This is a genomic window from Asticcacaulis sp. (assembly GCF_051954415.1).
GTDB lineage: Bacteria > Pseudomonadota > Alphaproteobacteria > Caulobacterales > Caulobacteraceae > Asticcacaulis.
In genome coordinates this window covers 65,680-84,940 of record NZ_JBQCHT010000022.1, presented here as the reverse complement: position 1 = coordinate 84,940, position 19,261 = coordinate 65,680, and the positions used below count along the sequence as shown (strand labels likewise).

The 19,261-nt window shown below is 63.2% G+C and carries 21 protein-coding genes; 10 read left to right on the top strand and 11 right to left on the bottom strand.

Translation table 11 applies throughout. The annotated features are described in order from the left end of the window. Positions 1-3 precede the first annotated feature (3 nt). From ACTHND_RS07455 to ACTHND_RS07445, 3 genes are read right to left on the bottom strand one after another with little or no spacing between them, the layout of a single operon-like run. Complete coding sequence (locus ACTHND_RS07455; RefSeq protein WP_440177307.1) at positions 4-3,258, bottom strand: efflux RND transporter permease subunit; 3,255 nt, start codon at positions 3,256-3,258, stop codon at positions 4-6. Further along, positions 3,255-4,292: an efflux RND transporter periplasmic adaptor subunit gene (locus ACTHND_RS07450; protein WP_440177305.1), complete on the bottom strand. Its 1,038-nt coding sequence runs from the start codon at positions 4,290-4,292 to the stop codon at positions 3,255-3,257. Before ACTHND_RS07450 ends, ACTHND_RS07455 begins: the two co-directional genes overlap by 4 nt. A 60-nt stretch (positions 4,293-4,352) precedes the next feature. Then, positions 4,353-4,679: a rhodanese-like domain-containing protein gene (locus ACTHND_RS07445; RefSeq protein ID WP_440177303.1), complete on the bottom strand. Its 327-nt coding sequence runs from the start codon at positions 4,677-4,679 to the stop codon at positions 4,353-4,355. Between the two features lie 220 nt (positions 4,680-4,899). Here ACTHND_RS07445 and ACTHND_RS07440 point away from each other — a divergent pair, with 220 nt between their 5' ends. Genes ACTHND_RS07440 through ACTHND_RS07430 form a run of 3 tightly spaced genes read left to right on the top strand, consistent with a single transcriptional unit; the run spans position 4,900 to position 6,754 of the window. Further along, the gene (locus tag ACTHND_RS07440) at positions 4,900-6,192 is read left to right on the top strand and encodes an NAD(P)/FAD-dependent oxidoreductase (protein ID WP_440177301.1); all 1,293 of its coding nucleotides are present in this window, start codon (positions 4,900-4,902) and stop codon (positions 6,190-6,192) included. A gap of 2 nt (positions 6,193-6,194) precedes the next feature. Then, positions 6,195-6,398, top strand: coding sequence for a YgaP family membrane protein (locus ACTHND_RS07435; protein WP_440177299.1), 204 nt, complete (start codon positions 6,195-6,197; stop codon positions 6,396-6,398). Between the two features lie 11 nt (positions 6,399-6,409). Further along, positions 6,410-6,754, top strand: coding sequence for a carboxymuconolactone decarboxylase family protein (locus tag ACTHND_RS07430; protein WP_440177297.1), 345 nt, complete (start codon positions 6,410-6,412; stop codon positions 6,752-6,754). Here ACTHND_RS07430 and ACTHND_RS07425 read toward each other — a convergent pair. From ACTHND_RS07425 to ACTHND_RS07415, 3 genes are all read right to left on the bottom strand, one after another. Then, positions 6,751-7,218: an NUDIX domain-containing protein gene (locus ACTHND_RS07425; protein WP_440177295.1), complete on the bottom strand. Its 468-nt coding sequence runs from the start codon at positions 7,216-7,218 to the stop codon at positions 6,751-6,753. The two genes, ACTHND_RS07430 and ACTHND_RS07425, sit on opposite strands and share 4 nt — an antisense overlap. A gap of 106 nt (positions 7,219-7,324) precedes the next feature. Next, positions 7,325-7,840, bottom strand: a complete 516-nt coding sequence (locus tag ACTHND_RS07420; protein ID WP_440177293.1) for an Hsp20/alpha crystallin family protein — start codon at positions 7,838-7,840, stop codon at positions 7,325-7,327. Between the two features lie 40 nt (positions 7,841-7,880). After that, positions 7,881-8,528 carry a BON domain-containing protein gene (locus ACTHND_RS07415; RefSeq protein ID WP_440177291.1) on the bottom strand — a complete coding sequence of 216 codons (648 nt, stop codon included), beginning with the start codon at positions 8,526-8,528 and terminating at the stop codon, positions 7,881-7,883. Positions 8,529-8,702: 174 nt separating this feature from the next. On the opposite strand from ACTHND_RS07415, the gene ACTHND_RS07410 reads away from it, so the two are divergent. Further along, positions 8,703-11,264, top strand: a complete 2,562-nt coding sequence (locus tag ACTHND_RS07410; protein ID WP_440177289.1) for a cation-translocating P-type ATPase — start codon at positions 8,703-8,705, stop codon at positions 11,262-11,264. Here the strand turns inward: ACTHND_RS07410 and ACTHND_RS07405 are convergent. Both ACTHND_RS07405 and ACTHND_RS07400 read right to left on the bottom strand, forming a co-directional pair. After that, entirely contained in the window at positions 11,191-12,243 is a 1,053-nt protein-coding gene (locus ACTHND_RS07405; RefSeq protein ID WP_440177287.1) for a zinc-dependent alcohol dehydrogenase family protein, read from the bottom strand. The genes ACTHND_RS07410 and ACTHND_RS07405 overlap by 74 nt on opposite strands. Positions 12,244-12,261: 18 nt before the next feature. After that, on the bottom strand, positions 12,262-13,029 hold the full coding sequence (locus ACTHND_RS07400; protein ID WP_440177285.1) for an SDR family NAD(P)-dependent oxidoreductase: 768 nt from the start codon (positions 13,027-13,029) through the stop codon (positions 12,262-12,264). Positions 13,030-13,153: 124 nt separating this feature from the next. On the opposite strand from ACTHND_RS07400, the gene ACTHND_RS07395 reads away from it, so the two are divergent. Continuing rightward, a complete protein-coding gene (locus ACTHND_RS07395; protein ID WP_440177283.1) occupies positions 13,154-13,546 on the top strand; it encodes a c-type cytochrome in 393 nt (130 codons plus the stop codon). After that, positions 13,546-14,148: an NAD(P)H-dependent oxidoreductase gene (locus tag ACTHND_RS07390; RefSeq protein ID WP_440177281.1), complete on the top strand. Its 603-nt coding sequence runs from the start codon at positions 13,546-13,548 to the stop codon at positions 14,146-14,148. The genes ACTHND_RS07395 and ACTHND_RS07390 overlap by 1 nt, the downstream gene beginning before the upstream one ends. 1 nt (position 14,149) lies before the next feature. On the opposite strand, the gene ACTHND_RS07385 is transcribed toward ACTHND_RS07390, so the two are convergent. Continuing rightward, positions 14,150-15,064, bottom strand: coding sequence for a universal stress protein (locus ACTHND_RS07385; RefSeq protein ID WP_440177279.1), 915 nt, complete (start codon positions 15,062-15,064; stop codon positions 14,150-14,152). 133 nt (positions 15,065-15,197) lie between these two features. Here ACTHND_RS07385 and ACTHND_RS07380 point away from each other — a divergent pair, with 133 nt between their 5' ends. Beyond that, positions 15,198-16,094, top strand: a complete 897-nt coding sequence (locus ACTHND_RS07380) for a universal stress protein (protein WP_440177277.1) — start codon at positions 15,198-15,200, stop codon at positions 16,092-16,094. A gap of 21 nt (positions 16,095-16,115) precedes the next feature. Further along, positions 16,116-16,772, top strand: coding sequence for a nitroreductase family protein (locus ACTHND_RS07375; protein ID WP_440177275.1), 657 nt, complete (start codon positions 16,116-16,118; stop codon positions 16,770-16,772). Here ACTHND_RS07375 and ACTHND_RS07370 read toward each other — a convergent pair. Next, entirely contained in the window at positions 16,756-17,514 is a 759-nt protein-coding gene (locus ACTHND_RS07370) for a Crp/Fnr family transcriptional regulator (RefSeq protein WP_440177273.1), read from the bottom strand. The two genes, ACTHND_RS07375 and ACTHND_RS07370, sit on opposite strands and share 17 nt — an antisense overlap. Before the next feature lie 215 nt (positions 17,515-17,729). Here ACTHND_RS07370 and ACTHND_RS07365 point away from each other — a divergent pair, with 215 nt between their 5' ends. Both ACTHND_RS07365 and ACTHND_RS07360 read left to right on the top strand, forming a co-directional pair. Next, the gene (locus ACTHND_RS07365; protein ID WP_440177271.1) at positions 17,730-17,936 is read left to right on the top strand and encodes a hypothetical protein; all 207 of its coding nucleotides are present in this window, start codon (positions 17,730-17,732) and stop codon (positions 17,934-17,936) included. A gap of 45 nt (positions 17,937-17,981) precedes the next feature. Beyond that, complete coding sequence (locus ACTHND_RS07360; protein ID WP_440177269.1) at positions 17,982-18,536, top strand: hypothetical protein; 555 nt, start codon at positions 17,982-17,984, stop codon at positions 18,534-18,536. Between the two features lie 80 nt (positions 18,537-18,616). On the opposite strand, the gene ACTHND_RS07355 is transcribed toward ACTHND_RS07360, so the two are convergent. Beyond that, a complete protein-coding gene (locus tag ACTHND_RS07355) occupies positions 18,617-19,186 on the bottom strand; it encodes a hypothetical protein (RefSeq protein ID WP_440177267.1) in 570 nt (189 codons plus the stop codon). Positions 19,187-19,261 lie beyond the last annotated feature (75 nt).

Below are 19,261 nucleotides of genomic sequence, written 5' to 3'. Positions count from 1 at the left end.
GGGTTACGCCTTACTGTTTTGGGAATCGCCATGCCCGGAATCACCTCGCATAACGACGTAGATGGCAGGAATTACCAGCACGGTCAAAAGCGTGGAAGACAAAAGCCCGAACAGCAGGGAAATCGCCAGCCCCTGGAAGATCGGGTCGGTCAGGATCACCGCCGCGCCGATCATGGCGGCCAGGGCCGTCAGCAGGATCGGCTTGAAGCGCGTGGCGCCGGCATCGAGCAGGATATCCTGCAGGCGGCGCGGATTGCCATTGGCATCCAGCTTGTCGGCATGGCGGATGAAGTCGACAAGCAGGATCGAATTGCGCACGATGATGCCGGCAAGCGCAATGAAACCGATCATCGAGGTGGCGGTGAAGGGCGCACGGAACAGGATGTGGCCGATGACGATGCCGATCAGGGTCAGGGGTACAGGCGTCAGGATGACCAGGGGCAGCTTGAAGCTCTTGAACTGGCCGACGACCAGCACATAGATGCCCAGCAGGGCCACGCCGAAGGCGGCGCCCATGTCACGGAAGGTGACCCAGGTGATTTCCCACTCACCGTCCCACAGGACCGTGGCGCGACTTTCATCGGCGGGCTGGCCGTTGAGCCGGATGGCGGGCGCGGGCAGATTCCCCCAATTGGCGTTCTTGATCGCCTTGTCGACCGCCAGAATGCCGTAGATTGGCGCCTCATACTGCCCGGCCATTTCGCCCAGGACCATGTCAGCGTCACGGCCGTCACGGCGGAAGATATGCGGCGAGGTCAGGCCGGGCTTCGCCGTGGTGACTTCGCCGAGCGACACCAGGCGCGTACCGGCGGCCGAGACCGAGGTCGCTACGGGCATGGATTGCAGGGCCTGGTCATAGGTGCGCTGCGATTGCGGCAGGCGCAGGGATATTTCCAGCGGATCACGGCCATCGCCGCGGTTGGAATAGCCGAGCACCTGTCCGTTCATCAGGGCGCCCAAAGAGGCATAGACCTGGCCGTCGGAGACATTGAGCGCTTCCAGCCGCTGGCGGTTGGCGACGATATCCAGGCGCGGCGCGGCCACGCCATAGCTGTCATCTACATCGACGATATAGGGGACGGACCTGTAGATCGCCTTGACCTTCTCGGCGACGGCGCGCCGCGTGGCGGCATCCGGGCCATAGACTTCGGCCAGCAGGGTGGCCATGACCGGCGGTCCCGGCGGGGCTTCGACAACCTTCAGCACACCATTGGGCGGCAGGGGTATGGCCTTCAGGCGCTGACGCAGGTCGAGCGCGATGGCGTGGCTGGCGCGCGAACGCTCACCCTTGGGCGCCAGCAGGACGTTCAGGTCGCCCTGCTCCGGATTGGTGCGAAAATAATAATGGCGCACCAGACCGTTGAAATTGAAGGGCGTGGCCGTGCCGGCATAGGAATCGATGGCCTCGACCTCCTTCAGTTGCGTGGTGATCTGCGCCGCCTGGTTGAGGATGCGCTGGGTGGTTTCCAGCGAGGTGCCGCGCGGCAGGTCGGCGATGACCTGAAGCTCGGACTTGTTGTCGAACGGCAGGAGCTTGACGGTGACGGCCTTGAAATAGAAGGCAGAACACGCGACCACGGTGGCAATGCCCACCCAGGCAAGGAAGCGACCGGCGCTCTTCTTGTCCCTGATGATGGCGGCAGCGACGCGGCGGTAAATGGCGCCGATAAAGCCTTCATGGTCATGCGAATGGCCGTGTTCGCCGGCTTTCAATGTTTTCCGGGCAAAGCGGATCATCAGCCACGGCGCCAGGATGACGGCGACAAAGAAAGAGAAGATCATCGCCGCCGAGGCATTGACCGGAATGGGCGCCATATAGGGCCCCATCAGGCCGGAGACGAACAGCATGGGCAGGAGGGCCGCCACGACGGTCAGAGTGGCGATCACAGTCGGGTTGCCGACCTCGGCCACGGCGTCGATGGTGGCGGCGGTTCGGCTTCTGCCATCATTCATGCCCCAGTGGCGCGCAATATTCTCGATCATGACGATGGCGTCATCGACCAGTATGCCGATCGAGAAGATCAGGGCAAACAGGCTGACGCGGTTGATCGTATAGCCCATCAGGTTCGAGGCGAACATGGTGAGCAGGATGGTGGTGGGGATGACGACGGCGGTGACGCCGGCCTCGCGCCAGCCGATGGTGAAGCCGATCAGGATAACGATGGAGACGGTGGCCAGCCCTAAGTGAAACAGCAGTTCATTGGCCTTTTCATTGGCGCTTTCGCCATAGTCGCGCGTGATGGAAACCTGCACATTGGCGGGGATCAGCGTGCCTTGCAGGGCCTCGACACGGGCATGGACGGCATGGGACAGCACCACCGCGTTGGCGCCCTTGCGCTTGGCGATGGCCAGGGAAACAGCCGGCGACTGGCCCCAGGTGCCGTCTTTCAGCCGGGCATAACGGAAGACATGCGACTGATCCTCGCGCGGCGCCTGGATGACGGTGGCCACATCGCGGACAAGGACATTCTGGCCCGTCACCGAAGGCAGGGTGATCAGACCGACATCCGTGGCGGTTTGCAGGGTCTGGCCGGCGCCCACCGTCACGGCCTGTCCGGCCTGGCGGATATTGCCCGCCGGGAAGCTGGTATTGGCGGCCTTGACGGCGGTCATCAGGGTTTCCAGCGAGACGCCGCGCGCGCTCATGGCGGCGGCATCGGGCTCGATGCGGATTTCTTCCGGCCGGCCGCCGACGATAAATGTCAGGCCGACATTGTCGACCTTGGCCAGTTCGACGCGAAGGCGCGCCGCCAGGTTATAGAGGGCGGTGTCGCTCAGGGCGTCGCCGCTGCCGGGCTTTGGCGACAGGGTGATGATCATGGCCGGCACGTCATTGATGCCGCGCGTCTGCACCAGCGGCGCGGCGATGCCGACCGGCAAGCGGTCCATATTGGCGTCCAGCTTTTCGCGGATGCGGATGGCGGCATTGTCCGGATCGGTGCCGACCTTGAAGCGCGCCGTTACCAGTACGCGGTCGTCATCGATGAAACTGTAGACATGGTCGACATCATTGACGCTTTTGACGATGGCTTCCAGCGGCTTGGCCACCAGTTGTTCGGCGTCCACGGCCTTCAGGCCGGGCGCGGCGACGGAGATATCGATCATCGGCACGCTGATCTGCGGCTCTTCTTCGCGCGGGATCGACATGACGGCGAGCAGGCCCACCAGAATGGCGACGATCAGGAACAGCGGTGTCAGCGGCGAGGTCAGGGTGGCCTTGGTCAGGCGGCCGGAAAGGCCCAGCTTTGCATCGCTCATTTTTCGGCTCCGAGAGAAGCGCCATAGGGGGCGACGGCATCGCCGGCAGTCAGGCCGCCCAGGATTTCGAGGCGCTGCGGATCACCGGTCGGGGCCGTCTGGACGGTGGTTTCCATGACCGTGCCGTTCTTTTGCACCAGGCGGACATAATCGAGACCGTAGCGCGTGGCGACATAGCTGCGCGGCAGGACGATCGCCGGACGCTGTCCGACGCCGACATAGGCGGTGACCTTCTGCCCGATCACGGCGTTTTCCAGACCTTGCGGCGTGACATCGGCCACCACCTGGCCGGCGGTAACGGAGGGATAGATTTCACTGATGACGCCTGTGCTGCGTACGCCATTGGCATCCAGCAGGACGTTCTGTCCGAGGCTGAGCGCAGCGGCCTGGGCTTCCGGCAATTCGATGCGCACCACACGGGCGCCGGCGGTGACCGTGGCAACGGACTGACCAGCCATGACCACCGATCCGGCCGGCACAGTGGCGTGGATGATGCGGCCGCTGGCCGGGGCCAGTATGGCGCCCTGACGTGCCGCCTCGCCACTGGCCGAGGTCTGGGCGCGGGCGGCGCGGGCATTGGCTTCAGCGGCATCGGCCGCGGCCTTGTCCTGGTCCAGTTTCGCCTGGGCGTAGATGCCCTTGTCAAAGAGGGTCTGGGTGCGCTTCAGCGCGGCGCGCGCCAGATTGGCCTGGGCCTCGGCGGCCACGGCGGCCTGGTCATAGGCGCCGGTCTGCAGGTTCAGCCTCTGGTCCTGCACGAAGCCGATCACCTGGCCCTGCTTTACCATGTCGCCTTCGCGCACCTTCAGGCTGGTCAGTATGCCGGAGACGCGCGCCGTCGCCTCGCCGGTCTGGCGTGTGGTCAGAGTGGCGGCGAGCGGCTTGACATCATCGATGGTCTGGGCGGAGACGCGCAGGGTCTGGCCCTTATAGGCGGTCACCGCCGGGGCGGGCTCCTTGCGGCCACATGAGGCCAGTCCCATGCCCGACACGGCAATGGATATGGCAATGATCGATAGTCCAGCTCGCAACATTTTGTCTGTTCGCAGCATTTGGTCTGGCCTCGGCATGTGATGCACCCCTTTACGCAATAATTATCGGATAGTCGGCAGGCCGTGAGCCTTCCAGGCAGCAATGCCGCCGGCCAGGTGATGATCGACCGTCAGGCCGCGCTTGCGGCACAATGTCACGGCCCTGGCCGAACGTACACCGCCGGCGCAGTGCATGACGATCCGCTTGCCATCGGCTTCCGGCAGCTTTGCGGTTTCGAGGCGTGACAAGGGAACACTGACTGCGCCCTTTATGCGCTCGGCATTATGCTCATTCAGTTCGCGGACATCGACAAGGACGATGTCGCCCTTTTCCATGCCGTCGCGGACTTCGGCGGGTGTGAGGTTTTTGACAGTGAACAGGCTGAACATGATCGGGTCTCCGGAAGGGCTGAAAAAAGGTATTGTATTTTCGATAATCCGAATATAAGATAATTCAAATATACAATCAAGACCCTTCACACCACATTTCGCGGTGTCCCGGTCTGGAGATGCCACCAATCGAAACGGTAAGGTTTGACGCCGATCAAACCTCACCGGCCTTTTTAAGCCTAAGGCTTGGAACCAGGCCAAATCAGGAGGACAGAGTACCATGACTACCGGTAAGACACCACGCATCGTCATTCTGGGCGCGGGGCTTGGCGGCTCCATCGCCGCCTTCGAGATCAGGGAAGCCGTCGGCGACAAGGCCGAGATCGTCGTGGTCAACAAGGGCCATACCTACCAGTTCGTACCGTCCAATCCGTGGGTGGCGGTGGGCTGGCGCAAGCGTGAGGCGATCGAGGTCGATCTGCGTCCCGTCTTCCAGAAGAAGGGCGTTATTTTCCAACCGGAAGGCGCCACGCGCATCGATCCGGCGAATAATGCCCTGCAACTGACGACCGGCGAAACCCTCACCTACGACTATCTGGTCATCGCTACCGGTCCGGAACTGGCCTTTGACGAGATCGAGGGCCTGGGGCCGCATACCGGCTTTACGCAATCGGTCTGCCAGGTCGATCACGCCGTGGCCGCAGGCACAGTCTTTGACCAACTGGCCGCCAATCCGCAGCCGGTGGTGATCGGCGCGGTGCAGGGCGCCTCCTGTTTCGGCCCGGCCTATGAATTCGCCATGATCGTCGATACCGAACTGAGGAAGCGAAAGGTGCGCGACCGCGTGCCGATGACCTTCGTCACCTCCGAACCCTATATCGGCCATCTCGGCCTCGATGGCGTCGGCGATACCAAGGGCCTGCTCGAAAGCGAGATGCGCAACCGCCACATCAAGTGGATCACCAACGCCAAGGTCAGCCGTGTGGAAGCCGGTAAGATGTTTGTCGAGGAACTGACCGAGGACGGCGTACACAAGGCCGATCACGAACTGCCCTTCGGCTTTTCCATGATGCTGCCGGCCTTCCGCGGCGTTGAGGCGGTGCGCGGCATCGAGGGCATGACCAATCCGCGCGGATTTATCCTGATCGACAAGCACCAGCGCAATCCGGCCTTCCCCAATATCTACAGCCTGGGTGTCTGCGTGGCCATTCCGCCGATGGGCAAGACCGCCGTGCCGGTGGGTGTGCCCAAGACCGGCTTCATGATCGAATCCATGGTCACGGCCGTGGCGCACAACCTCAAACAGGAACTCTCCGGGCAGGCGCCGACGCACGAGGCGACCTGGAATGCCATCTGCCTGGCCGATTTCGGCGATGGCGGGGTGGCCTTCTTCGCCCAACCGCAGATCCCGCCGCGCAATATCAACTGGGCCGCTTCCGGCAAGTGGGTCCACCTGGCGAAGGAAGCCTTCGAAGGCTACTTCATCGGCAAGGTCAAGGCCGGGAAAAGCGAAATGTTCTTTGAAAAAATGGCGCTCAACATGATGGGCGCCCACAAACTGAAAGGTGAATGATCATGTCTCTTGATAAAGCCGTTATGGCCTTTGCCGGCTTCGTCGTCCTGGCGAGCCTGGCACTCGGCCACTTCGTCAACCCGCTGTGGTATTGGCTGACCGCCTTTGCCGGCGCCAATATGTTCCAGGCGGCCTTCACCGGCTTCTGCCCGGCTGCCATGATCTTCAAGAAACTGGGCGTCAAGCCCGGCGTCAGCTTCAAGTAACCGAGTCCTCCATGACCAAGTCCTACCCCGACATTACCAAACGCATTTCCGCCAATATCAAGACCCTGCGCAAGGATATCCCGGAGACCATGAGCGGATTTTCCGCCATGGCCCAGGCCGCCGGCAAGGACGGCGCGCTCGATCGCAAGACCAAGGAACTGATCGCCCTGGCCATCGGCATCGCCACGCGCTGCGACGGCTGTATCGGCTTCCACATGGAGGCGCTCGTCCGCCTGGGCGCCACCAGGGCCGAGGTCGAGGAATGCCTGGGCATGGCCATCTATATGGGCGGCGGGCCTTCGCTGATGTACGCGGCGGATGCGATTGCCGCCTATGAGCAATATCAGACGGCCTAAACGGGCTGGCCAAGTGCGGTCATCAGCCGGTCGATAAAGACGGCCTGGCCGGGCAGAATGCGCCGGAGGGCCTCCGTCTGGTCAAACCATTCGGCGCGGTCGATTTCGGGAAAGCGGCGCATCGAGCCGGAATGCTTTGGCCACTCCAGCTCGAACAGATTGCTGCGAACATCGGCCGGATCGAAGTCGGACCGTGCGGCAAAGGCGGTGACGACCTTGCCGGAAGGCTGGCGCGCCTCGCCCAGCGGGATCAGGTCGGCGGTCAGGCTGAGGCCGGTCTCTTCCGCCAGTTCACGCCGTGCCGCCTGTTCGGGAATTTCGCCCGGCGCATATTCTCCTTTCGGGATCGACCAGGCGCCCAGATCACGCCGTGCCCAGAACGGGCCGCCGGGATGCACCAGCAGCACATGAAGGCCATCGGCGCGTTCATTAAACAACAGGATGCCCGCGCTCAGTTTAGTCATTGGGTTTAGCCATGACCTGACGGAACCCTCACCGCCTTCAGGTCAATATCCGGCCGGCACATAATGACTGTGCCGGCCGGATATATTTACATGCTCAGGCCATTTCTCAGGCCAGTTCCCGGATATCGACCTTGCGCGACTTCGTGCTGTCCTCCGCCTTGCGGGCGATGGTCAGGGTGAGCAGGCCGTTCTTCATCTCGGCCTTGACATTGTCGATATCGGCATCGGCCGGCATGGGGATGACGCGCCGGAAGCTGCCGTGGCTGCGTTCCTGGCGGATATAGTCCTTGTCGCGCGTTTCGTGCGACTCTACCTTTTCACCGGCCAGGGTGATGCAGCCATCGGTGGTCGAGACCTGTATATCCTTGGCCTGCATACCCGGCACCTCGGCCACGAGCGTGTACGCCTTGTCGCTTTCACGCAGGTCGAGTGCCGGCATTTTCATCGACATTGCACTGGTGAATCGGTCCCCAAAAAAATTATCCCATGAGGGAAAGGACAGGTCGCCGAAGAAATCATTGAACAGGCGGTTGACGTCGTTTTGCAGGCCGCGGATCGGATTATCGCCCCGGACAACGGAAACGGCCTCCTTACGAGCGGGCGTCAGGGATTGAGTAGACATGACTGGCTCCTTTCAAAATTTAAAAATCAAGCCCAAAAAATCAGGCTATCCGCAGGTGATCTTCGACCATGGTGACGCCTGGCACGGCCCAGGCGGCGCTTTCAGCGACATTGCGTTCATGCCAGGTATCGACGCTGCCATTCAGGATCACCTTTGAGCCGTTGACACCGACCTGAATGCGCTGGGCTTCGACCTCGGCATTGCGTTTCAGGGCGTCCTCGATGCGCTGCTTGACATTGGTGCCGGCCACCTGCGGCGGCAGCTTGATCAGGTTGCTGATGCCCTTGATGCCTGACAGCCTGCGCACGGCCGCCTCGGCCGCCGATTTCTGGAACTGCCAGTCGAGTTCGCCATTGAGCGCCACCCAGCCATTTTCGACCTTCACAGTGACGCGGTCGGCCGGCACCAGGGCGCTCCATTTCAGGCTGGCCAGGACGCGTTCGGCGATTTCGGCATCGCCCGTCACCTTGTCGGACGGGAACACCACCTTGATGTGCTCGACTATGCCATGCACGCCCTTGACGCGGCGGACGGCGCGTTCGGCATTGTACTTCTCGGCAAAGCTGCCGACCTCGCCGGTCAGGGTCACGATACCGTCCTCGACAGCAACGCCGATATGGGCAGCATTGATGCTGGGTTCAAAATCCAGTTCGTCCAGAACATCCTGATGCAACTGATCGTCTTTCATGATTAGCTCCTATTGACTGAGATGCGGGCGCAAGATGCGGCCTCGGATCGCAGTTTAATCGCCGCCCGGCGCCCGCCATTTGATCGCTGTCAAACCTGTCCGGCGGAATTCGCGTAGATATTTGATTGTGATCAAGGCGGGCGTCTCCCGGTCGTACACACGAGAGGAGAGATCATGTCCGGACCCGCAGAGAGGCTTCCCACCGGCCTGAGTACGCAAGAGGCCGGCCTTCGTCTTGCGCGTGACGGTGCCAACGAACTGCCGCGCCAGGCCAGGCGCACCCCTTTACGGATCGCACTGGAGGTGATCCGCGAGCCCATGCTGGCCCTGCTGATCGCCGGCGGCCTGATTTACCTCTTGCTGGGCGACCTGAGCGAAGCCGTCATACTGATGATCCTCGCCCTGTTTTCGGTGGTGATCACCGTGGTTCAGGAAGCGCGTACTGAGCGGGTGCTGGAGGCCCTGCGCGACCTCACCAGTCCGCGCGCCCTGGTCATCCGCGACGGCCAGCGCCAGCGCATCGCCGGGCGCGAAGTGGTGGCGGGCGATCTGCTGGTGCTCAGCGAAGGCGATCGGGTGCCGGCCGATGGTCGGGTGATCGACTGCCAAAGCCTGCAAACCGACGAATCCCTGCTGACCGGCGAGTCGGTGCCGGTCCGCAAGGTGGCGGCTGTCACCATGGCAGAAGAGGCGGCGGTGCCGGGCGGCGATGACCGGCCCTACGTCTTTTCCGGTACGATGGTGGTACGCGGTGCCGGCCTCGCCGAGGTGATCGCCACCGGACCGCGCAGCCAGATCGGGCGCATCGGCCAGAGCCTGGGCGAACTCATGACCGAGCCGCCACGCCTGAAGCGGGAAATGGGCCGGCTGGTCCGTGTCTTCGCCATCGGCGGCGGGGCGATCAGCCTGCTGGTTATGGTGCTTTACGGTCTTTATCGCGGCACCTGGCTGGAGGCCCTGCTGGCGGGGATCGCCGTCGGTATGTCGATGCTGCCGGAAGAATTTCCCGTCGTCGTCACCATCTTTATGGCCATGGGGGCGTGGCGCATTTCACGCGCCAGGGTGCTGACCCGGCGGGCGGCGGCAATTGAGACCCTGGGCGCGGCCACGGTACTCTGCACCGACAAGACGGGCACCCTGACGGAAAATATCATGCGGGTGGCTGAACTGCGCCGGCCCAACGGCGAGGTCTATCGGGCATCCGACGAGGCCCTGCCGGACGCTTTCCACGACCTGGCTCGGTTCAGCATCCTGGCCAGCGCGCGCGAGCCGTTCGACCCGATGGAAAAGGCCCTGCACGCCTTTCGTCCGGATGGCGCTGTTCATCAGTGGCAACTAATCCGGGCCTTTGGCCTGCATCCCGACCTGCTGGCCATGTCCAATGTCTGGCAAAGGGCGGATGACGACGAGCTGGTGGTGGCCGGCAAGGGGGCGCCGGAAGCGATCGCCGAACTGTGCGGGCTCGATGCGACGGGGCGTGCCCGACTTGCAAGCGATGCCGACGCCATGGCGGCGGAGGGCCTGCGGGTGCTGGGGGTGGCGCGGGCGGCGGCGCGGCCCGTCTTGCCTGAGGACCAGCACGGCTTCGCGTTTGAATTCCTGGGCCTGGTCGGCCTGGCCGATACTTTGAGAGCCGCCGTGCCGGCGGCGGTGGCCGAATGCCGGACGGCCGGAATCCGCGTCGTCATGATCACCGGCGATTATCCGGTAACCGCGCGCGCCATCGCCGCCCAGGCCGGGATCGACGCCACCGAGATACTGACCGGCGATGAACTGGCGGCGATGGACGACGCCGACCTCGCCCGCCGCATCGAGGCCACCACCGTCTTCGCGCGCATCATGCCGCAACAAAAACTGCGCATCGTGGAAGCGCTGAAAGCAAAGGGCGAGGTGGTGGCCATGACCGGTGACGGCGTCAACGACGCCCCCACGCTCAAGGCGGCGCATATCGGCATCGCCATGGGCCAGCGCGGTACGGACGTGGCGCGCGAAGCCTCTGCCATCGTATTGCTCGACGATGATTTCGGCTCGATCGTCAAGGCTATCCGCCTGGGACGGCGCATCTATGACAATCTGCACAAGGCGGTCACCTTCATCCTGGCCGTACATGTGCCGATCGCCGGGCTGGCTCTGCTGCCCCTGCTCTTCGGCCTGCCGATCCTGCTGGGGCCGGTCCATATCGCCTTTCTGGAAATGATCATCGATCCGGTCTGCACCCTCGTCTTCGAGGCAGAGACAGAGGAGGACGACATCATGCGCCGGCCGCCGCGCGATCCGGAACGGCCGATGTTTTCGCTGGCCTTTATCAGCCGCGGCGTCATCCAGGGCGGGCTGGCCCTGGGCGCGGTCGTCCTGATGCTGGGTCTGGCGCTCACCGCCGGGCTGCCGGTGGATGCCGTGCGCGCCGTGACCTTTGTGGCCCTGGTGGCAGTCATTCTCAGCCTGGTATTGGTCAATCGCTCGCGCGCCGCCTCCATCCTGGAAGCGATACGCCGGCCCAATCGTGCCCTGGTGCTGGTTTTCCTCGCGGTGGCGGTGGTGCTGACGCTTGTGTTGAGCCTGCCTTTTGCCCGCCACCTGTTCCGCTTTGAGGCGCCGTCCTGGCCCATGACGGCTCTCGCCCTCTGCGCCGGCGTGCTCATGCTGACGGGCCTGGAAGGGCTTAAATGGCTGACGGGGCGGTGGTATCGCTGGCGACGCGCAGGACCTTCGCCCCGCGCACCGGCTTCGACTTGAGATCGAGCAGGGCCTGGTTGGCATCCGCCAGGTCGTAGATTTCCACCTGCGGATGGAGACCGGCCTCGGCTGCCCACAGCAGGCATTCGCGCACATCTTCGCGGGTGACGTTGGCGACGCTGCGGACCTGTTTTTCCAGCCACAGGTCGCGGGCATAGTCGACCTCCAGCAGAGCCGGCTTGTCGGCGTCTTCCTTCCGGATGGCATTGATGACCAGCCGGCCGCCGGGCGCGAGATGGCGCAGAACGCAGACGACCGGCCGCCAGGCGGGCGTAGTGTCGATAATAGCGTCCAGCGGCTGCGGCGGCGTTTCATCGAAATCGCCGGCCCAATCGGCGCCAAGGTTCAAGGCGAAGGCGCGTTCTTCGGCGCTGCGGGCAAAGACATAAAACCGGCAGTTCGGCAGGCGCTGGCGGGCCAGTTGCAGCACCAGGTGCGCCGACGCACCGAAGCCGCTGAAGCCGAGCACGGGCGCATCCTGTTCGTCATCCAGCAAGCCGGTCAGCCGCAGAGCACGGAAACCGACGGCGCCGGCGCAAAGCAGGGGTGCGGCCTCGGCATCACTGAAGGATTCCGGGATGGCATGGATGAAATCGGCGGAGACGATCATTTTTTCGGCATAACCGCCATTGACGTCACGGCCCGTGGCCCTGAAGCCGGCGCACAGGTTTTCTTCGCCATCAAGGCAATGGCGGCACTGGCCGCAGGCATGGAAAATCCAGGCGACGCCGACCCGGTCGCCGACAGACAAACCCTCGACCGCTTCGCCGATGGCGTCGATGCGCCCAATCACCTGATGGCCCGGAATGATCGGCAGATGTGGCGGCAGGACGCGGCCCTCGACCTCGTCCAGTTCGGTATGACAAACGCCGCAAACCAGGACGCGCAGCCGCACTTCGCCGGGACCGGGCACGGGTATGGGAACCTCCACCGGCTCCAACGACCGGTCATGCAGGGGGCCGGTCCGTGATATCTGCATGGCGCGCATAATTACATGTCACCGCGCCGTATAGCCGCCATCGATCACCAGTTCCGAGCCGGTGAGGAATTTGGCCTCGTCAGACACCAGGTAGACGACCGCCCAGCCAATATCATCCGGCTCGCCCAGGACACCCAGCGGGTGCAACTGGCTGATGGCCGCCTTGAAATGGTCGATGCCTTCCGGATCCTGCCGGGCCACACCCTCGACCATCGGTGTCCAGATATAGCCGGGATGGATGGAATTGACGCGGATATGATCGGCCGCATACAGCATGGCGTCGGTCTTGGTCATCAGCCGCACCGCCCCCTTTGAGGCGTGATAAGGCGGATTGTCGGGCGCGCCGATCAGGCCGTAGATCGAGGACAGGTTTATGATCGAGCCGCCCCCGGCCGTGCGCAGGTAAGGGATGGCGTGCTTGGTGCAGAAGAAGACGCCCTTGACATTGACGTCCATCACCGCGTCCCATTCGGCCTCGCTCAGCTCGTGGGTCGGCTTGTTGACCCCGGCGATACCGGCATTATTGACCAGGGCATCGATGCCGCCGAAGCGGTGCGCCACCTCGGCGAAGACGCGGGCGATATCGGCTTCGTTCAGGGTATTGAGCGGCCAGAACCACGCCTCTCCGCCGCCGGCGCGGATTTCGGCCGCCACCGCTTCGCCGGTCGGGTCCATATCGACGACAGCGACCTTGGCGCCTTCGCGCGCCAGCAGAAGGCAGGCCGACCGGCCTATGCCCTTGGCCCCGCCGGTGACGATGACGACCTTGTTCTTTACCCTGTCCATTGGAATGCCTCTTCTGATTACCCGCATACCATAGAGAGGCAGTGGCGCCGCTGATTTGACCGGCGTCAAACCACCCGGCGAATTTCCTGCTATGGATCGCTGGGTATAACTGGCGGAGGATACCATGACCCGATTTCTGACCCTTGCAACTTTGACAGCGATCTGCCTGGCCACCCCGGCGTTCGGCAAGACCAGTCAGGTGGCATTGGGCGCGCAGATCTATGCCAGCAAGTGCAGCCTGTGCCACGACAACAGCCAGCATATGGTCAATGACATCGGCCCCGCTCTTTTCGGTGTGGTGGGCCGCCGCGTCGGGTCGGTCGAAGGCTTTCTTTACACGCCGGCCCTGCGGGACGCCTATGACCGCGGCGACACCTGGACACCCGCCGCCCTCAACAAATTCCTGACCAATCCCAGCCATGTCCGTCCCGGCACGGGGATGCCCTACATGATCCCGAACGCGAAACAGCGGGCCGGCGTCATCGCCTATCTCAAAACACTGCACGAGAAGCCGTGATGAACGGCGGTGATCAAAACGCCGGCCGGCGCATCCTGATCATCAACGGGAACCCCGCCCGGCAGCGCACCAGCTTCAGTTCGGCGCTGGCGCAGGCTTATCATGACGGGGCGATCGAGGCCGGCCATATGGTCCATACGGTGCGTCTCGCCGACCTGGCCTTCGATCCGATCCTGCACGAGGGCTATCAGGGTGTTCAGCCGGCGGAGCCCGATATCGCGGCGGTGCAGGCGCAGATTACCTGGGCCCAGCATGTCGTCTTCATCTACCCGATGTGGCAGTTCGGCATACCGGCTCTGCTGAAGGGTTTCTGTGAGCGCGCCTTCACGACCGGCTTCGCCTATGATGTAAAGGCGAAAAATCCGATGCAGGCGGCCCTGCTGCGCGGACGATCGGCAAGGCTGATCCAGACCATGGGTATGCCGCAGGCTTTTTACGAGATCGTCTTCCGGGCGCACGGCGGCAAGGCATTCCAGAGCCTGCTGTCATTCTGCGGCTTCAATCCGGTGCGCGCCACCTATCTCGGCATGATCGAACAGGGCCAGGCGACGCGGGAGAGGCATCTGGCGCGGGTGCGCAACCTGGGTAGTAAAGCGCTCTGACTCAGTGTGACAGCAGGAGCGGCATCCGGCTGTGCTTCAGGACATAGTTGGTGGCGCCGCCCAGGATCATTTCCCCGACATGACTGTGGCCATAGGCCCCCATGACCAGCCATTCCGCTTCAAAGGTTTCTGCCCGGTCGAGTATGGCGGCGCCCACGGTGGTCGCCTCACGGTCGATGCGGTGAATATGGGCGGGCAGTTCGTGCAGGTCCAGCCAGTGCGACAGATCGCCATGATAGTCCGCTTCCGCATCGGCATGGGCGTGGCGGACGCAGATGACCTCGATCTGTTTCGCCCGACGCAGGAAGGGCAGGGCATTATAGAGCGCGCGCGCCGCCGGCAGGCTGCCGTCCCAGGCGATGGCCGCCTTTCCGGTCACGAACGGGCTCTTTCCGGCTGGCACAGCGGATGCCGTATCGATGGAGGGAACGACCAGGACCGGCCGGCCGGTATCGAACAGGCCGCACAGCACGGATTCGAGGTCCGTCACCGCATTCGCCCGCTCACGGGGGATGACGATCAGGTCAGCCAGGCGTCCGGCCTGCGGCAGGCAGTCTTTCAGGCGGGCGGTCACCGGACAGAAGACGGCCATGGCCGTGCCGGTCGTCGTGCCCAGGCAGTCCTTGCGGCTGAACGGGACGCCATGCGCCCTGGCGGCGCTGATGACCGCCGTCTGGGCGATCTTGCGCTGGTCCTCATTGGCTTCGGCGATGGAGTCGAGCACGCCGACATCTCCGGATACCGCCTGGCCATACAGCGTGATGCCGTAGAGTTCCGGGTAGACATTGAGCGGCACGGATATGTGCAGGAACCGCGCCTCGGCCTGGAAAAATCCCGCCAGGGACAGGGTGGTATCGAGGGCGTTCTGTTCAAAGGCGACACCGCCATAGACGCAAAGGATCGATTTGATCGGCATGGGACAGTCTCCTGATCGGATGCCCGGTCACTCTAGGATCGCGGGCCCGCGCGGTATTTGACTGCGATCAAAGTCAATGGGTGCGGTGCACCCTATGGTCTTAGAAAATATCTCTCCCGCACGGAGGCACACCATGTCGATCAAATCCATCCTCTGCCTGTTCAGCGGCGAGCGTCATGACCTCAACGCCCTGGGCACGGCTTTCACCATCCGCCAGGAATACCGCGCCCGCCTGCGCATCCTGCATATCGCCGCCCCGCCCATACTGGCGGCGGAAACCCTCGGGATCGGCGGCTACGGTTTTGCGGCCTATGGTGGCGGCACGGCGGTCGAGGTGCTGGAACGGGACGCCCGTGAACTGCACGACGCGGCGCTGCGCCTGTCACGCGAATGGGCGGAGAAAAACGGCCTGGGCCTGGAGGTCGAGGACATCCCCCCTAGTGCCAAAGGCCGGGACGCGGTGGTGTTCCGCACGCGCATCGGCTCGCCCGCCGAGTGCCTGAATGCCGAAGGCCGGACTGTCGACCTGATCATAGCCGGCTTCAACAATCAAGCCGATGGCGACCAGGAAACGATCCGCGCCGGCCTTTACCAGACCGGCCGCCCCCTCCTCCTGCTGCCGCGCACCCCTGGTGCGGTGCTTTCTGATACGGGCTTCCCCGACACGGTGGCGCTGGCGTGGGATGGCAGCCTTTCCGCCGGCAGGGCCATGCGTGATGCCCTGCCCTTCCTGTTGCGGGCGAAGGATGTCTATGTGCTCATGGCCGAGGAAGAGGGCAAGTATCCGGCCCAGGGCCACCAGGCGGATGTCATGGGCTATCTGGAAAGCCACGGCATATTCCCCGAATGCCTGCATATCCCGCAGGACGGCGGTGTGGGCCGTCGGCTGTTGGAAAAAAGCGCTGGCCTGGGTGCCGGATTGCTGGTGATGGGCGCCTATGGCCGCGGACATGTGGGAGAGGCGCTGCTGGGCGGCGCGACCCGGCATGTCCTGCAGCATTCACGTATGCCCCTTCTCCTGTCGCACTGAGGGAGCATGGAGATGAACGCCATGTTGGAATCCAAAGGCGGTCCGGTGGCCGCGAATGATGGCCTGAACGAGGGCCTGCCGCGCCCCGCTTTCGCGCCGGGGCGGCGGACCATGACCATCATGGACGCCATTTACAGCCGGCGCGCCGTCCGCCGCTTTACGGCTGCGCCCGTACCGGAGACGGCGATCCATGCCCTGCTTTACGCCGCCGTGCAGGCGCCCACCCTGGCTCAGGACAGCGCCGCTCTGGGCTTCGCGGTCATTGGCGATCGCCAGGTTCTGTGCGACCTGTCAGAATGGACCGGGCGCCTTTATAATGCTGTCGAAGGCCAGGCCATGATCCCGCACACTTCTCTCCATGGGGCGGAAATGAATGATCTCGACTTCTTCCACGGCGGCAGCCTGCTGATGGTCATCTATGATCTCTCCGGCGAGGCGAGGCATGTACCGGAATGCTGGATGGCGGCGGAAAATCTGATGCTGGCCGCCTGCGGCATGGGGCTGGGGACCTGCCTGATCGCCCCGGCCGTGGATGCGCTCAACGGCGCGGAATGGAAACGCCGGCTGGCCGTGCCGAAAGCGGCGCTGGCAGTGGCGGCCATTGTGCTGGGCACGCCGGAGGGGCCCCTGCCGACCGTCAACCGCTACCCGCCGGAAGTCTTTAGCTGGTTATCCTGAGGCTGTCTGTCTGTGCCATTTGCGACAGGGCCCGATGCGTGGCGCAATCCTCCGCCATCGAACAGTTGTCGCAGACGAAATGGCCGGCCTGGTTCAGGTTGGTGAAGGCGACATGATTGCCATTCACCGAAATGCCCACCTCCTTCAGTTTCTGGAGGGTGCGCGAAAAGGTGGCCAGTTCCATACGCAGGCGTGAGGCGATCAGCGTCTTGGAATAGGGCAGATCGAACCCGTTCGGGTCGAAATCGTAAAGCACACACAGGCCCTGAAGATAACAGGCGACCATCTGGGTGGCCGACATGGTGGAGCGGTGCTCCGCCTCCATGCGCGCGCCGTGCAGCCGTTCGGAAAGGCTCTGCAACAGGCGCGGGGCCAGCCGGTCGAAATCCGACAGGTGCTCGCGCATCCAGCGGATCGGCACTTCCAGCACCTGGGCGTCATCCACCACGCGGGCGCTGGTCATGTGGGTGGGCTGGAGCGCGATCACCTCCTCGGCATTAATGCAATCGCCGGCGATGAGTATGTCGCTGGTCACTTCGTGGCCATCCGGCGTCTCGCGGAAAAGCTGTACCGTGCCGCGGCACAGGATCTTGAAATTGCGTATCTCGTCGCCGTGCAGGAAGAGAAAGGTGCCGCGTTCGCATTTGCGGATGTGGCTGTGTGACGCCAGCAACCCGACCTGGCTTTCAGGCAGGTCGCAGAATAACGGCAGGGTTTTCAGCATGTCGGTTTGCTTGCTCATCATTCGCCCCTGCGATTGAAAGCCGTTTTTTCAAAACAGGACAATATTAACCCAATAATGTTCGCTTAAATAGCGAAAAATGAGCGCCTGCACCTTTGCGTTCCTAAGTGAGGCTCTCAAATTTCCGTGCGCATCGTCATACTCATTGATTGCGATCAAACGCGCCCGCTCCGGAAAGGTTTACAAAATCCTAACAATCCGATCGGGAGGACATAATGAAAAAGCCACACCCCAGACAGGCCGGACCGGTGGAATACGCGCGCGAGGTCGGCGGCGTTGATTGCGAGCTGACCGTTACATGCCGCAAACCAGACGCCGTGCCGCCGGAAAAGACATTCAAAACATCTGAAGGAAGGTCAGACAGGACACCCTGCGCACTGACGCCCGAACAGGAATATATTTGCGATCACGCCACCGACTAAAGAAGCCAGCCCGTTAATCCGGAAGAAAATCCAGAGGAAATAGCCATGAATGCCCGCGTTGCCCCCGTTGAAATTCGCTATCCCCAGCCCCCTGTTCAAAGCCTGGACGGCCTGAGTCCGGAAAATATGTCGGCACGGACCGCTTTCCGACCGCTGCCCATTTCCATCCAGACGGAAAATGCGCGGCTGGAGCTGATCCAGGCCGGGCAGGCTTATGGCGCGCCGCTTCCGGGCGTCTACCGGCCGGCTGATGCAGATATCGCCGATGACACCGGCTGGATGTGGGCCGTCTTCACCAACCGCGGCGATCCATTGGGATTTGTGTCCCTGAATCCGGCGCCAGCGTCTTCGGATTTCGATTGCTATTTCGGCCCGCATCTCGATATCGCCTGCCGCCGCGACCGGATATTTGCCCCCTATGTGCCGGAGGTGATCAACGGCTTGCTGGGCTGGCTGCGCGACCACGACATCTGCTTTGTCATCCATGCGGAACATGCCGGAGCAGACAGCCAATTGGCCGACTGGCTGGTCGCGGCCGGTTTCCTCTACACCGGCTGCCGCAGCCGCGATGGCCGCCAGCAGATGATCTGCCTGCTGTAGGTGGAAACGAAAAAAGCCGGATCGAAAAACGATCCGGCTTTTTGCTGCGTTAGTGTCGCGTTTTTCAATCGGCCCCGCATTTAATCGGCAAAGGCGCGGAACATCCGCTCCGGACCGTCCGCCGCCCGCGCCATCAGCGGTTCGAAGGCGGTCGAGAAGGCTTCAAACAGATTGCTGTAAACCTTGCTGGAGGCTTCGTAGGTTTCGGTGAAGCCTTCCAGCGCCTTTTTCTGGAATTCGACGACATCGGCCGGGGTACGGCAGGTCAGGCAGTCGCGGCCCAGGCCGGCATAGGTGACGGCGGCATAGCTGACGGCATCGATATAGCTTTTGGTCATGTCGGTCATCAGGCGCCCGGCCAGGGCACCGGCTTCGGTCAGGGCGGCGATGTTGTCCGACCCGACGGTCATGCAGGCGGCGCCTATCCGCTTCAGGCCATCACTGGCCTGGACGAAGGTCGCGGCGCCTTCCTCCGAACGGTCCAGGCCATCCGGCCGGGGCCTGTTGCCGCCGTTCGGCTGGGGGCGGGCCTTTTCCGTGGCGGTGGCCTTTGAGGCAGCCTGTGATGCTGCCGTCTGGGCGGCAACGGCGTCAGGTGCGGTGGCCTGTGAAGGGGCAGGTCGTGAGGGGGCAATGGTATCGGCGGGCATGAGGGCTCTCCTGTTCTGTCTGTCCGGGAAAGCGGCATGGTCGCATGACAATCGCCGCGCGGTTTTGACCCCGAT